Consider the following 16,175-nt stretch of genomic DNA (forward strand, 5'->3'; position numbering starts at 1 on the left):
GGGGTGACGCTGAGATAATTCTGTGCCATAATATGCCTCGCTTCGGGAGGTTAGCTCAGGGGTAGAGCACTGCATTCACACTGCAGGGGTCGCAAGTTCGAAACTTGCACTTCCCACCAAGAATTTTCAAGGCCAGCAGAGATGCTGGCCTTGTTCGTTTCTGCGCGCCTTGTAGTGCGCCTTGTAGTGCGCCTTGTAGTGCGCGTCCGGATCGATGGTCGCAGTCGATTGCCATTTGGCATAATTTATCGGCTGTGGCATAATACGGCCTCGCTGGGAGGTTAGCTCAGGGGTAGAGCACTGCATTCACACTGCAGGGGTCGCAAGTTCGAAACTTGCACTTCCCACCAACGAATACGTTCGACCGAAAAAGGCTTGCACATCACTGTGCGGGCCTTTTTTTCGTGGCGTGCAATGACGCGGTCGGCGGCATGGTGGTCGCGCATGGCAGCGGCTGCAAATCAGAACCGTGCCGCGATGCAGGTTCGCGCCAGCAGCAGTCCAGGCAACACGGGCCAATTGGCACGAATAATTGTCAGAAATAATGCCGTTTCACGGGTGCCGAGGCGGCCGGAATTCACCCGCTTCGGTCGTTTCGCCCTGTACACTTGGCGTAAAACCGCGCAACTGGGCTGTGGCCCAGGGAACGTGCCGGTATTCGATCTACTCAACCAGCGAACTCTCTATGGTGTACGGCCACTACCAGCCCTTGCTGGTGATCGTTTCGATTCTGGTCGGCGTGCTGGCGTCGTACACGGCCCTGAGTCTTGCCATGCGGGTCAAGCAGGCGCAGGGACGTGGACGGTATGTCTGGGTTGCCGGCGGCGCGATTGCGATGGGCAGCGGCATCTGGGCGATGCACTTCATCGGGATGCAGGCGTTTCGCCTGCCGCTGCCAGTTGGCTACGATGCAATGACGACCTTTGTCTCGTGGCTCTTGCCGGTCGTGTCGTCCAGTCTCGCACTCTGGCAAGTGCGGCACCGCGCGGTCCGGCCGCGGCATCTTGCCGCCAGTGCGCTGCTGATGGGACTTGCGATCAATGCCATGCACTACACCGGCATGGCCAGCATGCAGATGCACCCGGCGATCACCTATTCTCCGTGGCTGTTCGTGCTGTCGGTCGTCATCGCGATCGGTGCGGCGGCGCTGGCGCTGCAGATTGGCATGCGCATGCAGGAGCACGGGCGCTCGCGCCACATGTTGCAACTGGCGGCCAGTGTGGTCATGGGCGGCGCAATCGCCGGCATGCACTACACCGGCATGGCTGCCGCCCACTTCGCGCCAGGCAGCGTCTGTGGCGCCGCACTGGTGGGCATCGACCAGGATTATCTGGCGGCGCTGGTGACGATCACGACGGTGCTGCTGCTGAGCATTACGCTGCTGGCGACGATCTTCGATGCGCGTCTCGAAGAGCGCAACCAGACCATCGCTGCCTCACTGGTGGCCGCAGCCGAGCGCCAAAAGCTGTTTTTGATCGAGCAGCAGGCGCGGCTCGATGCCGAAAACGTCAGCCAGATGAAGGATGACTTCCTGGCCACGCTGTCGCATGAACTGCGCACCCCGCTCAACGCCATGCTCGGCTGGTCGCAATTGCTGCTGCAGGGCGCGCGCGACGAGGCCTCTCTCAAGCGCGGCCTGGGCACGATCGAGCGCAATGCGCGCGCGCAGTCCGAACTCATCGAAGACATGCTCGACATGAGCCGTTTATTGGCCGGCAAGGTACGCATCGATAGCGCGCCGCTGCAGCCCCAGGACTTCATCAACGCAGCGCTCGACACGACGCGGCCAGCGGCCCTGGCGCGCCAGGTGACGCTGCTTGGTCAGCTCGACGCCGCCGCCGGGCGCATCCTTGGCGACAGCGGCCGCATGCAGCAGGTGATGGTCAACCTGCTGTCCAATGCCATCAAGTTCAGCGAGCCGGGCGGGGTCGTGACCGTGACCTTGCGTGCCGTCGACGGCGCCAGCGAGATCACCGTGCAGGACACCGGCGCCGGCATCCCCGCTGCGTTCCTGCCATTCGTGTTCGACCGGTTCCGCCAGGCCGACGCGTCGTCGACACGGCGCCACGGGGGGCTGGGCCTGGGGTTGGCGATTGCGCGCCAGCTGACCGAATTGCAGGGTGGCGCGCTGAGCGTGGCCAGCGCAGGCGAAGGGAAGGGCGCCGCCTTCACGCTGCGCATGCCACTGGCGAGCAGCTCGGTCCCGGCGCCTGTTGCAACGGTGCCTGCGCCGGGATTGCCGCTGACAGCGCTGGCCCTGCAAGGCCTGACGGTGCTGGTCATTGACGACGCGCTCGATTCGCTCGAGCTGGTGCAGGCGGTGCTGGCGCCCAGCCAGGCCACGATCCTGACCGCCACCGGCGCCCAGGAAGCGCTGCGCCTGATCGAGCTGCACCGGCCCGACCTGATCATCAGCGACATTGGCATGCCGGTGGTGGATGGGTTCGAGTTCATCCGCAAGGTACGCGCCTTGCCGGACCGCCTGATCGCCAGCGTGCCGGTGATTGCCCTGACGGCATTCTCGCGCAAGGAAGACGAGCAGAAGGTGCTGGCGGCGGGGTTCGATGAATTTGTGGCCAAGCCGCTGGTGCCGGCGGCGTTGCTACAGACCGTGGCAGCAGTCAATGCGCGCCGCGGTCCGGTGCTTCCCTAGGTTCAAGCTGCCACGCCCGGCAGCACCAGGTCGAGCTCCAGGGCGCCTTCGGGGCGCCGCAGGCCGGCCACGATGTACGCGCGGTTGCGGCCTGCTTCCTTGCCCTTGTACATGGCGCGATCGGCCAGGGCAATGGCTTGCTGCCAATCCATCGCCGGCGCGCCCGCCTCGTCGTCCCCCGCGGCAAACGGCAGCGCGACGGCGCCGACCGTGGCGCTGATGGCCAGCGGCGTGCCGTCCGCCAGCAGCACCGGCGTGCTGGCCAGCGCGTCGAGAATACGTCGCACCAGCAATGGCCGCTGCGAACGCGTGACGCCCTGCGAATACACGAGAAATTCCTCGCCACCCCAGCGCAGCACCATGTCCGACTCGCGCAGCGTGGCGCGCAGCCGCCTGCCCACTTCGATCAGCACGGCGTCACCCGCGGCGTGGCCATAGTCGTCGTTGATGCGCTTGAAGTGGTCGATGTCGAGCAGCGTGAAGCAATCCGCCGCATCCGGGTGCGGCGCCGCTTCCCCGGTGCGGCTGCGCATGCGGTCCTGGAACGAGCGCCGGTTGTGCAGCCCGGTGAGCGGGTCATGCGCCGAGTGGTGGGCCAGCACGGCATTGAGTTGCGTCAGGCGCTGGCCGGTGCGTTCCGACTTGCGGTACAGCCAGAGCACGCCGGCGCACAGCAGCAGCGCCAGTGCAGCGCCCAGCGAGGCGGCTGTCTGGACCAGCGTGCGATGACGCAGCTCGGCGTCCTTGGCGGCATTTTCCAGGCGCAGGCTGTCGATCTGGGCAGCGCGTTCGCGCGACGTGAACTGTTCTTGCAGCGCCGAGATTGCCTTGTTGCGGTCATTCACCGACAGTTGCTGCATGACGGTTTCGCGCTCGCGCAGCGTGGCGAGCGCTTCCGGGAAACGGCCGGCCCGCTCCAGCGCCTGGCTTTTTTCGTCCAAAATGCGTCCCAGCGCGGACAGGGCGCCGGCCTGGCGCATGGCGAGACTCACCTCATCGACCAGGCGCATGCCTTCCTGATAGCGGCGCTGGCCGAACAGCGCAAAGCCCAGGTTCGCCTTCGCCGTCTGCAGGCTGATCCTGTCCTCGCTGTCTCTGGCAGGTATCAAGGCGGCGCGCGCGGCCGTCTCGGCCTCGGGGTAGCGGCCCAGCTTGAGGTAGGCATTGGCGATATTACCCAGCACATTGGCCTGGACCGACAGCAATTGATGCGTTTGCGCCAGCGCCAACGCACGTTCGAACGCCACCAGGCCAGCATCGGGCTGATCCTGCGCGACGAGCGCGCGGCCTTCAAGGAGCGACGCCGCCGCATCCAGCCGCGGCGGCAGGGGTTTCTTGCCGGCACGCACTTCGCGCAGCGTCTCGAGCGCACGCACGGGATCGCGCGCATTGACGTACATGCGCGCCATGGCCAGCAGGATCTCGGCTTTGCGCGGACTCCACAGGCCAGGATGGTTGTGGACCACCTCGAGCGCGGGCAGGAAGCGCTGCAGGGCGCGGTCGTACTGACCGACAGCGCTGAAAGCGGCGCCCTGGAGCGCGTCGAAACCGGCCCTGAATTCGAGGCTGTCCAGATCGCGGTAGCGGGCGCGCAGGGTTTCCAGCAAGCCCAGCGCGCCGGCGGGATCATTGTTTTCGATCAAACGATACACGCGGCCCAGGCTGGCCACTGCCAGGTTGTGCCGATCGTGCGCGGCGGTGGCCAGCGTGATGATCTGCTCGTTGGTCTCGTACGCTGCGCGCAAGTTGCCGCCATCGACCTGTACACGGCGCAGCAGGAACAGATAGCGTATCCGCACCGCATAGGGTGCGCCAGCGATCAGGGCAGGGCCTTCCTGCACGAGAATGGTGCGGGCCTGCGCATTATTTTGCTCGGAAATCCTGGCGATATCGTCGAGGCGCGACGCCGGATGCGGCGCTGCCAGCGCGCCCCCGAACGCCAGCAACAACCCACATCCCACCAATGTGCGCCGCGGCCCTGGCCGCCGTGACGCGTGCGCCGGCAGTGCGGTGATCAAATGGCCTGGGGTGACGGTCATGGCAGGGGAACAGCGGTGGACAAGCAGAGGGAGGCGGCCCATGCGATATGGGGCGAATGATGCTAATCATTATCGAATGTTGACTACTGGAAATCAAGCACGGTTGGGCCGTGCGCGCTGTTTACGCAACGCTTGCCGGATTTGCCGACGGGCACGTAAATTGCAGATGTTTCAGCAGATTGCTTTGATTCGAGACAACATTCTGGTTATATTGGCACACCTGTAAAAAAGCTGGACGATGACAGGTGAAACAAGCGGCGGTTTCCAGGTCAGGCAAGCCGGCCCACCAGGCAGGATCTCGGGAGTGCGCCCGCCCATCAGGCAGGCGCAGTAATGACAAGACGCGGGACCACACCATTATTTGATTGGAGAACACGTAGTGAGTATTTTTAGAACCAAGAATCTGGACGCGATGATCGCCGCAAGCGCCAAGCCGGGCGGCCTCAAGAAAGTGCTCGGCCCGACCGACCTGATCCTGCTCGGCATCGGCGCCATCGTCGGTACCGGTATTTTCGTGCTGACCGGCACCGGCGCCGTCACGGCCGGCCCCGGCCTGTCGCTGTCGTTTGTCATCGCCGCAATGGCGTGCTGTTTCGCCGCACTGTGTTACGCCGAATTCGCCTCGACCGTCCCGGTTGCCGGTTCCATCTATACCTACAGCTATGCCACGCTGGGCGAATTCGTCGCCTGGATGATCGGCTGGGACTTGCTGCTCGAATACGGCTTGGCCACCTCGACCGTTGCAGTGGGCTGGTCGGGCTATTTCCAGTCGCTGCTGTCGGGCTTTGGCCTGGTGTTGCCTGACGCGCTGACCGCTGCCCCAGGCGCGCGTCCCGGCGTCGAGACCCTGTTCAATCTGCCGGCCTTTCTGATCATGATGGCCATCACATTCCTGCTCTCGCTCGGCATGCGTGAATCGGCGCGCCTGAACAACGTGATGGTGATCATCAAGATCAGCGTCGTGCTGCTGTTCATCGCCGTCGGCGTGGGCCACGTCAAGCCGGAGAACTGGCAGCCGTACATGCCATATGGCATGACGGGCGTGATGAGCGCAGCGGCCCTGGTGTTCTTTGCCTTCATCGGCTTCGACGCCGTGACCTCGGCCGCCGAGGAAGTCAAGAATCCGGCGCGCGACCTGCCGATCGGCATTATCGGCTCGCTGATCATCTGCACCATCCTGTATGTCGTGGTGGCTGCGATCATGACCGGCATCGTGCCGCACATGGACTTCAAGGGCATCGACCATCCGGTATCGCTGGCGCTGCAAGTGGCCGGTGAAGACTGGGTCGCCGGCTTCGTCGACCTGGCCGCCATTTTGGGCATGAGCACCGTGATGCTGGTGATGGCCTATGGCCAGACCCGCATCCTGTATGCGATGTCGCGTGACGGCCTGATGCCGGCGCGCCTGTCGAAAGTGCACCCGAAATACGGCACGCCATTCTTCGCAACCTGGCTGGTGGGCATCATCTTCGGCCTGATCGCCGCCGTGGTGCCGCTGACGGTGCTGGCCGAGCTGGTCAATATTGGTACGCTGGCCGCGTTCACGCTGGTCTCGATTGCCGTGATCGTGCTGCGCAAAAAGCGTCCTGATCTGCCGCGCGCGTTCCGCTGCCCGGCCGTGCCGTTGATCCCGATCCTGGCGATCATCTTCTGTCTGGTGCTGATGTCGTTCCTGAGCTGGCATACCTGGGTCGCGTTCGCGATCTGGCTGGCCATCGGCGCGCTCGTCTACTTTGGCTATGCACGCAAGCATTCGTTGCTGAACAATACGCCACAGTAAGCAGCTTGGTTTCCGCCCCTGCCGGCACGGGGGCTTCATGGTAGGCTTTGGTGGGCGCCGCTGTCATGGCGTCTTGTCAATCGAGAGCAAAGGAAACAACCATGAACGCCATCGTGCTGGGTGAGGGCGACGCCCTTCTGATCGTCGACCCGCAGGTCGACTTCCTTCCCGGCGGCAGCCTGGGTGTCCCGCAAGGCGACGCCGTGCTGGCACCGATCAATCGCATGAGCGACCTGTATCGCACGCATGCGTTGCCGGTGTACGTCTCGCGCGACTGGCATCCTTCCCTGCATTGCTCGTTTGCGGGTCAGGGCGGGCCGTGGCCCGTGCACTGCGTCGCAGGCAGCGACGGCGCCCGTTTCGCGCCCGGGTTGCAGATCGATGACGCGGTTGTCATCTCCAAAGCGACCACGGTCGATGTCGATGCCTATTCGGCCTTCAACGGCACCGGCCTGGCAGACACGCTGCGGGCGCGCGGCATCACGCGCCTGGCCGTGTGCGGGCTGGCAACGGACTATTGCGTGCTCAATACCGTGCTCGATGCTCTGGCGGCAGGGTTCGAAGTATTGCTCGCCACCGAGGCCATACGCGCCGTGAACGTCAACGCGGACGACGGCGAGCGCGCCCTGGTGCGCATGCTCGATGCCGGTGCGATGCCGGTTCAACTGTCGGGCGCGAGCATGGTGGCCAACCCGGCGCTGGGTGCGGCCGCATGATCGACTGCGTCAGTCGATAATATTTTTGTAATCCCTATCTTACAGCCTCACAGCGCGCCTACCGATTTTCTTGACACGGTTCAGCACGGATAATGCGTCACCGTCCATAGAACGTATTTCAAGAATCGAGACATGAGCCCAATGCTGTTAGCCGACGCGCCAGGCGTCCAGAGTGCCCCACTGCCTACCGGGCAGAGCGCCAGGAATCTGTACTTCTCGCTGTACGCCGATCCGGCTGCGCAGCCCGACGTCGCCAGGGCGTTCGTCGACGACCAAATCGCGCTCGCGCGCGAGCTCCCGGTCGACCTGCCATCGAATATCAATGACTTGCAAGCGTGGATCGAAGAGCGCACCGAGATCGTCGGGCACGAATACCGCGACTACCTGGCTGCGCGCAAGAACGGCGCGCCGCGCCGTTACTTCAGCACCCGCGCCCATGCGCTGTACTTCATCAAGGGCGTGGCCCCGACCAAGCTGGTCGATGGTGCCTGGCTGTATGGCCTGGTGCGTCAGTGGGATGACGTTGCATTCCACCCGCTGATCAAGACGTACCTCGAAGAGCTGGGTGATGGCTTGCCGGACAAAAATCACGTGACGCTGTACCGCAAGCTGCTGGCCACGCACGGCTGCGACAGCTGGGAAGGCCTGAGTGACGACCACTTCCTGCAAGGCGCACTGCAACTGGCGCTGGGTCACCATGCCGAGCATTACCTGCCGGAGATCATTGGCTATAACCTCGGCTACGAACAATTGCCGCTGCACCTGCTGATCACGTCGTACGAGCTCAACGAACTGGGCATCGACCCGTATTATTTCACGCTGCACGTCACGGTCGACAACGCCGCCAGCGGTCATGCTCGCAAGGCCGTGCAATCGGTCCACGACCTGATGCCGCGCGTGGGCGATCGCGATGCCTTCTGGCAGCGCGTAGTCAATGGTTATCGACTCAATGAGCTGGGCGCCAGCACGACGTCAGTGATCGGCGAATTCGATCTGAATGATGAGCTGGTCGACATCATGGCGGCGAAAAGCGTCGTCGGCAAGAACATGCACTCGGATTACTGCCGTGTGGCGGGTCGCTCGGTCAACGACTGGCTGACCGAACCAGCGCAGATACCGGCATTCCTGGCAGCGCTCGAAGACGCCGGCTGGATCAAGCGCGGCGAGCAGGTCGAGCACAGCCGCTTCTGGCGTCTGGTCGAGGGCGAGCGCGCCGAGATGTTCGGCGTCTTCAATGCCTACGAATTGCAAGTGCTGCGTGACTGGATCACCAGCCACCCGGATGGCGGGCAGGCTGCCGGAGCGCGCGTGCTGACCGCGCGCGCGCGCCAGCGCACGCTCGACCAGCACGGCCTTGGCACCGAGCGGGGAACCGCCTTCCCGGTGCGTGGCCTGATCCGCCGCCATACTGGGGCGGACGCGCAAGACACAGGCAACGAACTGCGCGTGCTCGAACAGCAGGTCGCGGCCAGCAGCGGCAAACAAGAGGCAATGGCGCTGCTGGCGCGGCTGCTGTCGCCCGAAGTGCACCACACCACGGTGGGCCTGATGGCCACCCGGATGTATACGCAACTGTTCGACGCCTGACGCGTCCGCGCAGTGCACAAAGCGGCCGGTACACGTGGAGAGCGTGTGCCGGCCGTCGCTTCATCAACACCATAACAAGGGAACACCAACGTGCAAATCCTGGAACAACGCTTCCTGCGCGGACCGAACGTCCACGCCGACTCCCCCTGCCTGCTGTCCGTCATCGACCTCGAAGACCTGTACGGCCTGTCGACCAGGGATATCCCCGGCTTTAACGATACGCTGCTGGCGCTGCTGCCGGCACTGGGCGGCCCGCGTCTGACCGATGGCGCCCCCGGGGGCTTCGTGCAGCGCCTGGCGGCCGGCACCTACCTGGGGCGCGTGATTGAAACCGTCGCCCTCGAACTGCAGTCGCTGGCCGGCGCGCCCGCCACCTTTGGCCGCACGCGGCCGGTCAATGGCCATCCGGGCCAGTTCCGCGTGGTCGTCGCGTACACGTCTGAAAAGCTGGCCGAGCCGGCCTTCGATCTGGCGGTCGACCTGGTGACGGCGCTGGCGCGCGGCGAAGCGTTTGCGCTCGAGCCGCGCCTGGAAGAACTGTTGGGCATCGCCGGGCGCTATGCGATCGGCACCAGCACGGCGGCCGTGCTGGCAGCCGCGCATGAGCGTGGCATCCCCACCCAGCGCATCACCGAAGAAGCGAATCTGTTCCTGCTCGGTTGGGGCGTGCGGCAAAAGCGCCTGCAAGCGACGACGACGGGCGAAACAAGCTTCATCGCCGTCAAAATTGCCAGCGACAAGCAGTTGACGAAGGCGCTGCTGAAAGAAGCCGGCGTGCCGGTACCCGAGGGCGACGTGGTCACCACCGCCGAAGCGGCGCAGCGCGTGGCGCGGCGGCTGGCCGTGCCGGTCACGCTCAAGCCACTCGACGGCAATCAGGGCAAGGGCGTCACCGTGGCTTGCGCGACGCCGGACGACGTGGCGCTGGCGTTCGATTTCGCGCGTGGCTTCGGCCGGCGCGTGATCGTCGAACGGCATGTCGAAGGGCGCGACTACCGCGTGCTCGTGGCCTGCGGCCGCGTGGCTGCCGCGTCGTGCCGCCGCCCGGCGCACGTCGTTGGCGATGGCAACCTGACGGTGCGTCAATTGGTGGAGATCGAAAACGAGAACCCGGCGCGCGGCGCCGGCCACGCGACCATCCTGACCCGCATCACACTCGACGAACACGCGAACGACATGCTGGCGCGCCAGGGCGTTGACATGGACAGCGTGCTGCCGGCGGGCGTCATGGCCGAACTGCGCGGCAACGCGAACCTGTCGACTGGCGGCACTGCCGAAGACGTGACCGACCAGCTGCCGGAATCGACACGCCTGCTGTGCGTGCGGGCTGCCGCCAAGATTGGCCTGGACGTGGCCGGCATCGACATCGTCTGTCACGACATCGCCCAGCCGCTCGCGGCGCAGGGGGGCGCCGTCATCGAAGTCAACGCCGCACCGGGCATTCGCATGCACCAGTACCCGAGCGCGGGCGAACCGCGGGACGCGGGCGACGCCATCGTCGAAGGCCTGATGGGCAGTACCGACGGGCGCATTCCCGTCATCGCGCTCACCGGCACCAACGGCAAGACCACCACGACGCTGCTGGTTGCGCACGCGGCGCGCATGGCCGGCAAGGTGACGGGTGTGACGACCACCGAGGGCGTGTTCATCGACGGCAAACAGGTCGTCAAGGGCGATTGCACCGGCTACTGGTCGGCGCGCACGGTACTGGGCGCACCGGAAGTCGAGGTCGCGGTGCTGGAAACGGCCCGTGGCGGCATCCTCAAGCGTGGCCTCGCGTTCGATCGCTGCGACGTTGCGATCGTGCTGAACATCGCGGCCGACCACCTCGGCCTGGATGGCGTCGACACCATCGAAGACCTGGCGCAGGTCAAGGCAGTGGTGGCGCAGTCGGCCTCGAAGGCGGTGGTGCTCAACGCCGAAGACGCCCTGTGCGTGCAGATGGCGCGCCGCGTCAAGCCGGGCGCCGAGGTGCTGTTCTTCTCGATGGATCCGGAAAGCCCGGTGATGCTCAAGCACCTGGAAGACGGCGGGCGTGGCGCCTATGTGCAGGATGGTGCAGTGGTGCTGGCTGATGGGCATAGCCAGCAGGCGCTGCTGCGGATCGAAAGCATGCCGGTCTCGTTCGGCGGACTGGCGCGCTTCAATATCGCCAATGCGCTGGCCGCGGCCGCCGGCTTGATGGCTGCCAATTTCAACCATCTGCAAATTGCCGCCGGGCTGTCGACCTTCGTCTCGAACGGCCGCACCAATCCGCTGCGCACGAATATGTTCGATGTACGCGGCGTGACGGTGATCGTCGACTACGCACACAACCCGGCCGCCTATGCCGCGATGGCCGACATGGCGCGCGGCATGCTGCCTGGTCAATTGATCGGCATCGTGACAGCGCCCGGCGACCGCCGCGACACCGACCTGAAACAGGTCGGGCGCGTTTGCGGCGAGCGGTTCGACGAGCTGGTGGTCTACGAATCGCAAAGCCGCGGCCGCGTACCCGGCGAAACGGTTGACCTGATCCTGGCGGGCGCCGAAGAAGTCGTGGGCATCAGCGACACGCTGCATCGCGAACTGGAAGTCGGCAACGCCATCCGCCTCGGTCTGAGCCTGTGCGTACCGGGCGACGTCCTGATCTTCGCCTGCGGCTCATCGCTGCAAGTGTTCGTCGACGCCCTGCGCATCACCGACCCCGAAAGCGCCGCCCTGATCGCCGCCCAAACGGCATAAGCTTAAAAGTTACGAACAATTAGGGTCAGAGTAGAATTATTGAGCAATTGCTCCGGATTTAAACGGACTCAGCTAATCGAGTCTGTCCAATTTGGAAAAGTTATCAAAGAATTCGACACTGACCCTAATTGTTCAGTTTCTCTCAGTGGTGCGGCACTGCAATGATTAATTAGGGTCAGTGTCGAATTGTTTTGCAATTGATTCTGGCAAGTTAGCTGTTCATAAAAAAACGGCCCGTTCAGGGCCGTTTTTCATTGGGGCGAGTCAGATTGCGGCGGGGGCGATCCTGTTTGCCAGGTCAGGGCGCCACCTGTTCGACGCCATGGCCGAACACGGTGCGCCGGCGTTGTTCGTCACCGGTAACGGCCAGCATCGCACCCGGCACGCTGGCGGCGCCCGTCAGACCCTGGACTGCCATGATGGCCGGCTCCAATACATTGACGGGCAGGGCATCGTCAGACAAGACTACCGCCATCAGGCGCGGCGCCACCGCATACAGGTTCGGCCCGCAGCAGCCATTTTTCGGTGATGTTCATGACAGGGGCGTGCGCTTCGTGACGATCTGCAGGAAGTCCAGCAGTGAAGCGGGAATGCGCCTGCCGACCTGTTCGTCGCCAATCGGCAGCGAATACTTCGCGCCGGCGGGCAGCAGGTGCAGGCGCACGTCGATCAGTTCCGGGATGGCCCGGTCCTTGATCTCGGCGACGTTGCTGCTCATCGAGCGGCCGTCGACGACGGTCACCGCGCCTTCGCCCAGCACCTCGATGCCCACGCCGCGCTCGATCACGAGCGCCGTGTCTTCGTCGATGCCGATGCCTTGCAGGTAGGGGTTTTGCGCGACGATCGACAACAGGCGCGACAAACGCTGACGCTCCGAGAAGTGCTGGTCGACGACCACGCGGTGCAAAAAGCCCAGACCCGCTCCCAGGCTCACCGAGCCTTTCTCGGGCAGCAGATCGGTGCGGCCCTGCGCGAGCATGTGGCCCGACATGGCAGAAGCACCGGCGCTGGTGCCGCCAATGGTGGCGCCGCGCACCTTCAGGGCCGTGTGCATTTCGGCGTCCAGCGCCGTGCCGCCAATCAGCGCGAGCAGGCGTTTCTGGTCGCCGCCCGTCATGAAGATGCCGTCGGCTTCGGCGACCTGGCGCACGAAGTTCTCGTCGTTGGCGTCGTCGCGGCTCGTGATTTCAAGGTGGCTGTGCCGGGTCACGCCAAGTGAGCCAAACGCGTCATCGTAGATTTTCCACATCGTGTCGGCGATCTGGCTTGCGGCCGTGATCACGACGATGCGTGCGTCGACGCCGCCGGCCAGTTCGACAAAGCGCGACAGGATCTGCATGTCGTGCTGGCGGTCTTCATGGCCGCCGATGATGACGAGGTGGCCGTTGCGCGGTACGTTCAGTGCTGGGTTCATCGTTGTACCATTTTCGAAGTGGGCATATCACTGTTGCTGAAGGCGCCGGCGTCGGTGCGGCTCACCGCAATCAGGCCGATCATGATGTCTGGCGTGAACAGGGCGACGCCGCGCTGCAGCGCGTCGGTCAGCGGGATGCCGGCGGCAATCCAGCCGTACACGGTGCGCGCGAGCAGGTGGCGCACGATCTGCTCACCGATGCCGGTAGCGGCGACGGCGCCTTGCGGGCCGGCGAAGAAACCGCTGCCGATGATCGGCGCGTCACCCACGCGGCCCAGCAGCGCAGGCGCCGAGCCGCCGCTCGAACAGGCCACGGCAAAGTGGCCGTCGGCGCCGCGCACGACCGCGCCTACCGTGTCGCATGCGACGCCTTCCGGCAGCCGCATGGGGCTATTGTAATTCCAGTAGTGCTCGATCAGGTCACGGTCCAGGCCCGGCATCACCGGCATCGAGCCGGCCAGTTGCGCCAGCAGCTTGCGGTGCGCGGTGCGCTGGCGCTCCGAGACCGGCAGCGCTTGCGGCATGCCGACCGTGCGTGCGAAGCGGCTGGCCCCTTCGCCAACGAGCAGCCAGTGCGGCGTGTCGGCCACGGCGTGCGCCAGGCGCACGGGATTGTTCACCGACTGCACGCAGGCGACGGCGCCGAGGCGCCCGCGCGTGTCCATGATGGCTGCATCCATGGCCACCGTCGCGCTATCCAGGCCCAGCACCGATCCGCTGCCGGCATTGAAGCGGCCATCGTCTTCCATCGTGGCCACGGCGCCGATGGCCGCATCCAGTGCGTCGCCATTGATTTCGAGTTGCCCAGGGCGCGGCGCGCCGCGAGCACGCAGCCATCTTCGTGGTCGCGCGACGTGCCGGCGCCGCCATGAACAACGACGGCGCCGGCGTGGGGGGGATTGCTCATGCGGTCAATCTTTCTGCTTGATTGTTGTAGTCGTCAGCTTGCAGCACTGACAGCGCCTGCGGCGCATTGCTGAGCAGATTATCCGGTGTTCGCAACTGGCGCCGTATCGGTACGCTCGCCGCTTCCCTGTAAGAGCCCGCTTACAGGAAGACCTCGCCTGACTGCCACAGCCGGGATCGCGTGAAGCGATACGCCACGGAATCTGTTACCATACTGCCCCTTCAAGATAAAGGTTCCTATGGTGCACGCTTGCGGCGTTGACTTCGGTACGTCAAATTCCACGGTCGGCTGGTATCGGCCCGGCATGATGCAATCCGCCCCGACGGCGCTGTTGACTCTCGAGGACGGCAAGCCCACGCTGCCGTCAGTGGTGTTCTTCAACGCCGAGGACGAGCGCGTCAGCTATGGCCGCGCTGCGCTCGCCGACTATCTCGAAGGCTACGAAGGTCGCCTGATGCGCTCGCTGAAAAGCCTGCTGGGCACCAGCCTGATCGACGGGCAGACCGAGGTCGCCGGCCGTTCGGTCTCGTTCCGTTCGCTGCTGGCCCAGTTCATTGGCGAGGTCAAGCGCCGCGCCGAAGACCAGGCCGGCCAGCCGTTCCACAGCGCCGTGTTCGGGCGCCCCGTGTTCTTCATCGACGACGACGCCAAGGCCGACCAGCTGGCCCAGGATACGCTGCTCGACGTGGCGCGCTCGGTCGGCTTTCGCGACATCGGCTTCCAGTACGAGCCGATCGCCGCCGCCTTCGACTACGAGTCGCGCATCGACCGCGAAGAACTGGTCCTGATCGCCGACATCGGCGGCGGTACGTCCGACTTTTCGCTGGTGCGCCTGGGCCCCGAGCGCGCCGGCCGGCCCGACCGCCGCGACGACATCCTGGCCAATGGCGGCGTGCACATCGGTGGCACCGATTTCGACAAATACCTGAGCCTGGCGAGCGTCATGCCGCTCTTGGGCTATGGCAGCAAGCTGCGCTCGGGCGCCGAAATCCCGTCGAGCTATTATTTCAATCTGGCCACCTGGCACACGATCAACCAGGCCTACACGCGCAAGAGCGTCACGCAACTGAACGACCTGGCGCGCGACGCGGCCGAACCGGCCCGCATCGCGCGCCTGCAGAACCTGATCGAAGACCGCGCCGGTCACTGGCTGGCGATGCAGGTCGAGGGCGCCAAGATTGCGCTGTCCGACGCCGACGTGGTCAACCTGCAGCTCGATCGCCTGTCGCCGCCCGAGTCGCTGGACATCGCGCGCGCGCAGTTCGAAGGGGCCATCGCGCAGCTGGTCGAGCAGGTCGCCACGACGGTCGGCAAGCTGTTTGCCGATGCGGGCGTGCGGCCGGGCGATGTCGACACGGTCTTTTTCACCGGCGGTTCGAGCGGCGTGGGCTTGCTGCGCGCGCGGATCGGTGCGATGGTGCCGGATGCGCGCCGCGTCGAGGGCGACCTGTTCGGCAGCATCGGCACGGGCCTGGCGCTCGACGCGCTGCGCAAGTTCGGCTGACCCCAGGCGATTGGCCTGACGTCGCACACAATCAGGTGCACAACAAGGAGCAAGGATGAGTATGTACGACCGACCGCTGGTGATGCTCGACTTCGAGACCACCGGCCTGTCGCCCGACATGGGCGACCGCATCACGGAAGTGGCGGCACTGCGCATCGTCGGCGGCGAAGTCACCGAGCGCTATGTCTCGCTCGTGAACTGCGGCGTGCGCGTGCCGTCGTTCATCACGGCCCTGACCGGCATTACCCAGCAGATGGTCGACAGCGCCCCACCGGCGCACCAGGTGGTGCCAGAGCTGATCGACTTCATCGGCGGCGATGTGCTGTCCGCGCACAATGCGAGCTTCGACGAAAAATTCCTGAAAGCCGAAGGCGCACGCCTGGGCCGCACGACGCAGCACATGGGCCTCGTGTGCTCGCTGAAACTGTCGCGGCGCCTGTTCCCGGGCCTGGTCAGCTACAAGCTGGGCCAGCTGTCGAGCCAGCTCGGCATTCCATTTGCCGGCACCGCCCACCGGGCCGAGGCCGATGCCCAGGTCGCGGCCGACGTGCTGCTGCATGCCGCGCGGCATCTTGGCCGCACCTGCGGCATCGATCGCGTCGAACCGAGCCTGCTGGTCTCGATCAACAAAGTCGCTGCCGCCAAGATTCCACTATTTCTTGAAAAATATGCGGCTACTGTGCGCGAACGCCGGATCGCCGCCGAGGCGCATGGCCGCTGATTGCAACTGATTGCAACTGATCGCGCCTGACGCCCCGATTGCGCGCTCGCAAACCGCGCATCCCCGATTTACTTAAACTTTTGGCAATGGAATCGGCTGTGCCTGCGGCCGTTCGCACGACTTGCCGAAA

The 16,175-nt window shown here is 64.9% G+C and carries 11 protein-coding genes and 2 tRNA genes; 9 read left to right on the forward strand and 4 right to left on the reverse strand.

Features of this window, described 5'->3' with window-relative positions; all coding sequences use genetic code 11:
• Positions 1-44: 44 nt before the first annotated feature.
• From RCH14_RS21375 to RCH14_RS21385, 3 genes are all read left to right on the forward strand, one after another.
• Positions 45-119, forward strand: a tRNA-Val gene (locus tag RCH14_RS21375).
• Between the two features lie 156 nt (positions 120-275).
• Positions 276-350 (forward strand) — tRNA-Val (locus RCH14_RS21380).
• Positions 351-685: 335 nt separating this feature from the next.
• Positions 686-2,653 (forward strand): MHYT domain-containing protein, encoded by a 1,968-nt coding sequence (locus RCH14_RS21385; RefSeq protein ID WP_343028114.1) that lies wholly within the window; start codon positions 686-688, stop codon positions 2,651-2,653.
• Between the two features lie 2 nt (positions 2,654-2,655).
• Here RCH14_RS21385 and RCH14_RS21390 read toward each other — a convergent pair whose 3' ends face one another.
• The gene (locus tag RCH14_RS21390; RefSeq protein ID WP_343028115.1) at positions 2,656-4,599 is read right to left on the reverse strand and encodes a diguanylate cyclase; all 1,944 of its coding nucleotides are present in this window, start codon (positions 4,597-4,599) and stop codon (positions 2,656-2,658) included.
• 472 nt (positions 4,600-5,071) lie between these two features.
• On the opposite strand from RCH14_RS21390, the gene RCH14_RS21395 reads away from it, so the two are divergent.
• From RCH14_RS21395 to cphA, 4 genes are all read left to right on the forward strand, one after another.
• A complete protein-coding gene (locus tag RCH14_RS21395) occupies positions 5,072-6,472 on the forward strand; it encodes an amino acid permease (protein ID WP_343028116.1) in 1,401 nt (466 codons plus the stop codon).
• A 101-nt stretch (positions 6,473-6,573) separates the two neighbouring features.
• Entirely contained in the window at positions 6,574-7,188 is a 615-nt protein-coding gene (locus RCH14_RS21400; protein WP_343028117.1) for an isochorismatase family protein, read from the forward strand.
• A gap of 132 nt (positions 7,189-7,320) precedes the next feature.
• Positions 7,321-8,775: an iron-containing redox enzyme family protein gene (locus tag RCH14_RS21405; RefSeq protein WP_407070104.1), complete on the forward strand. Its 1,455-nt coding sequence runs from the start codon at positions 7,321-7,323 to the stop codon at positions 8,773-8,775.
• 90 nt (positions 8,776-8,865) lie between these two features.
• Complete coding sequence (gene cphA, locus RCH14_RS21410) at positions 8,866-11,499, forward strand: cyanophycin synthetase (RefSeq protein ID WP_343028119.1); 2,634 nt, start codon at positions 8,866-8,868, stop codon at positions 11,497-11,499.
• A 298-nt stretch (positions 11,500-11,797) separates the two neighbouring features.
• Here the strand turns inward: cphA and RCH14_RS21415 are convergent, their stop codons facing one another.
• The 3 genes from RCH14_RS21415 to RCH14_RS21425 form a co-directional block, all read right to left on the reverse strand.
• Positions 11,798-11,962 carry a hypothetical protein gene (locus tag RCH14_RS21415; RefSeq protein WP_343028120.1) on the reverse strand — a complete coding sequence of 55 codons (165 nt, stop codon included), beginning with the start codon at positions 11,960-11,962 and terminating at the stop codon, positions 11,798-11,800.
• A 69-nt stretch (positions 11,963-12,031) separates the two neighbouring features.
• On the reverse strand, positions 12,032-12,913 hold the full coding sequence (locus RCH14_RS21420; RefSeq protein ID WP_343028121.1) for a cyanophycinase: 882 nt from the start codon (positions 12,911-12,913) through the stop codon (positions 12,032-12,034).
• Positions 12,910-13,662, reverse strand: coding sequence for an isoaspartyl peptidase/L-asparaginase (locus RCH14_RS21425; RefSeq protein WP_343028215.1), 753 nt, complete (start codon positions 13,660-13,662; stop codon positions 12,910-12,912). The genes RCH14_RS21420 and RCH14_RS21425 overlap by 4 nt, the downstream gene beginning before the upstream one ends.
• 396 nt (positions 13,663-14,058) lie before the next feature.
• Here RCH14_RS21425 and RCH14_RS21430 point away from each other — a divergent pair, with 396 nt between their 5' ends.
• Positions 14,059-15,324, forward strand: a complete 1,266-nt coding sequence (locus RCH14_RS21430) for an Hsp70 family protein (protein ID WP_343028122.1) — start codon at positions 14,059-14,061, stop codon at positions 15,322-15,324.
• Positions 15,325-15,385: 61 nt separating this feature from the next.
• Complete coding sequence (locus tag RCH14_RS21435; RefSeq protein ID WP_407070107.1) at positions 15,386-16,045, forward strand: PolC-type DNA polymerase III; 660 nt, start codon at positions 15,386-15,388, stop codon at positions 16,043-16,045.
• The last annotated feature ends 130 nt before the right edge of the window (positions 16,046-16,175 follow it).

This window comes from Massilia sp. MP_M2, from assembly GCF_039123635.1.
GTDB lineage: Bacteria > Pseudomonadota > Gammaproteobacteria > Burkholderiales > Burkholderiaceae_D > Telluria.

Excerpts from the sequence above, each read along its gene's own strand:
- RCH14_RS21405 (WP_407070104.1), top strand. The coding sequence starts at position 7,321 with ATGAGCCCAATGCTGTTAGCCGACGCGCCAGGCGTCCAGAGTGCCCCA.
- RCH14_RS21435 (WP_407070107.1), top strand. The coding sequence starts at position 15,386 with ATGTACGACCGACCGCTGGTGATGCTCGACTTCGAGACCACCGGCCTG.
- RCH14_RS21385 (WP_343028114.1), top strand. The coding sequence starts at position 686 with ATGGTGTACGGCCACTACCAGCCCTTGCTGGTGATCGTTTCGATTCTG.
- RCH14_RS21425 (WP_343028215.1), bottom strand. The coding sequence starts at position 13,662 with ATGGAAGACGATGGCCGCTTCAATGCCGGCAGCGGATCGGTGCTGGGC.
- RCH14_RS21420 (WP_343028121.1), bottom strand. The coding sequence starts at position 12,913 with ATGAACCCAGCACTGAACGTACCGCGCAACGGCCACCTCGTCATCATC.
- RCH14_RS21400 (WP_343028117.1), top strand. The coding sequence starts at position 6,574 with ATGAACGCCATCGTGCTGGGTGAGGGCGACGCCCTTCTGATCGTCGAC.
- RCH14_RS21430 (WP_343028122.1), top strand. The coding sequence starts at position 14,059 with ATGGTGCACGCTTGCGGCGTTGACTTCGGTACGTCAAATTCCACGGTC.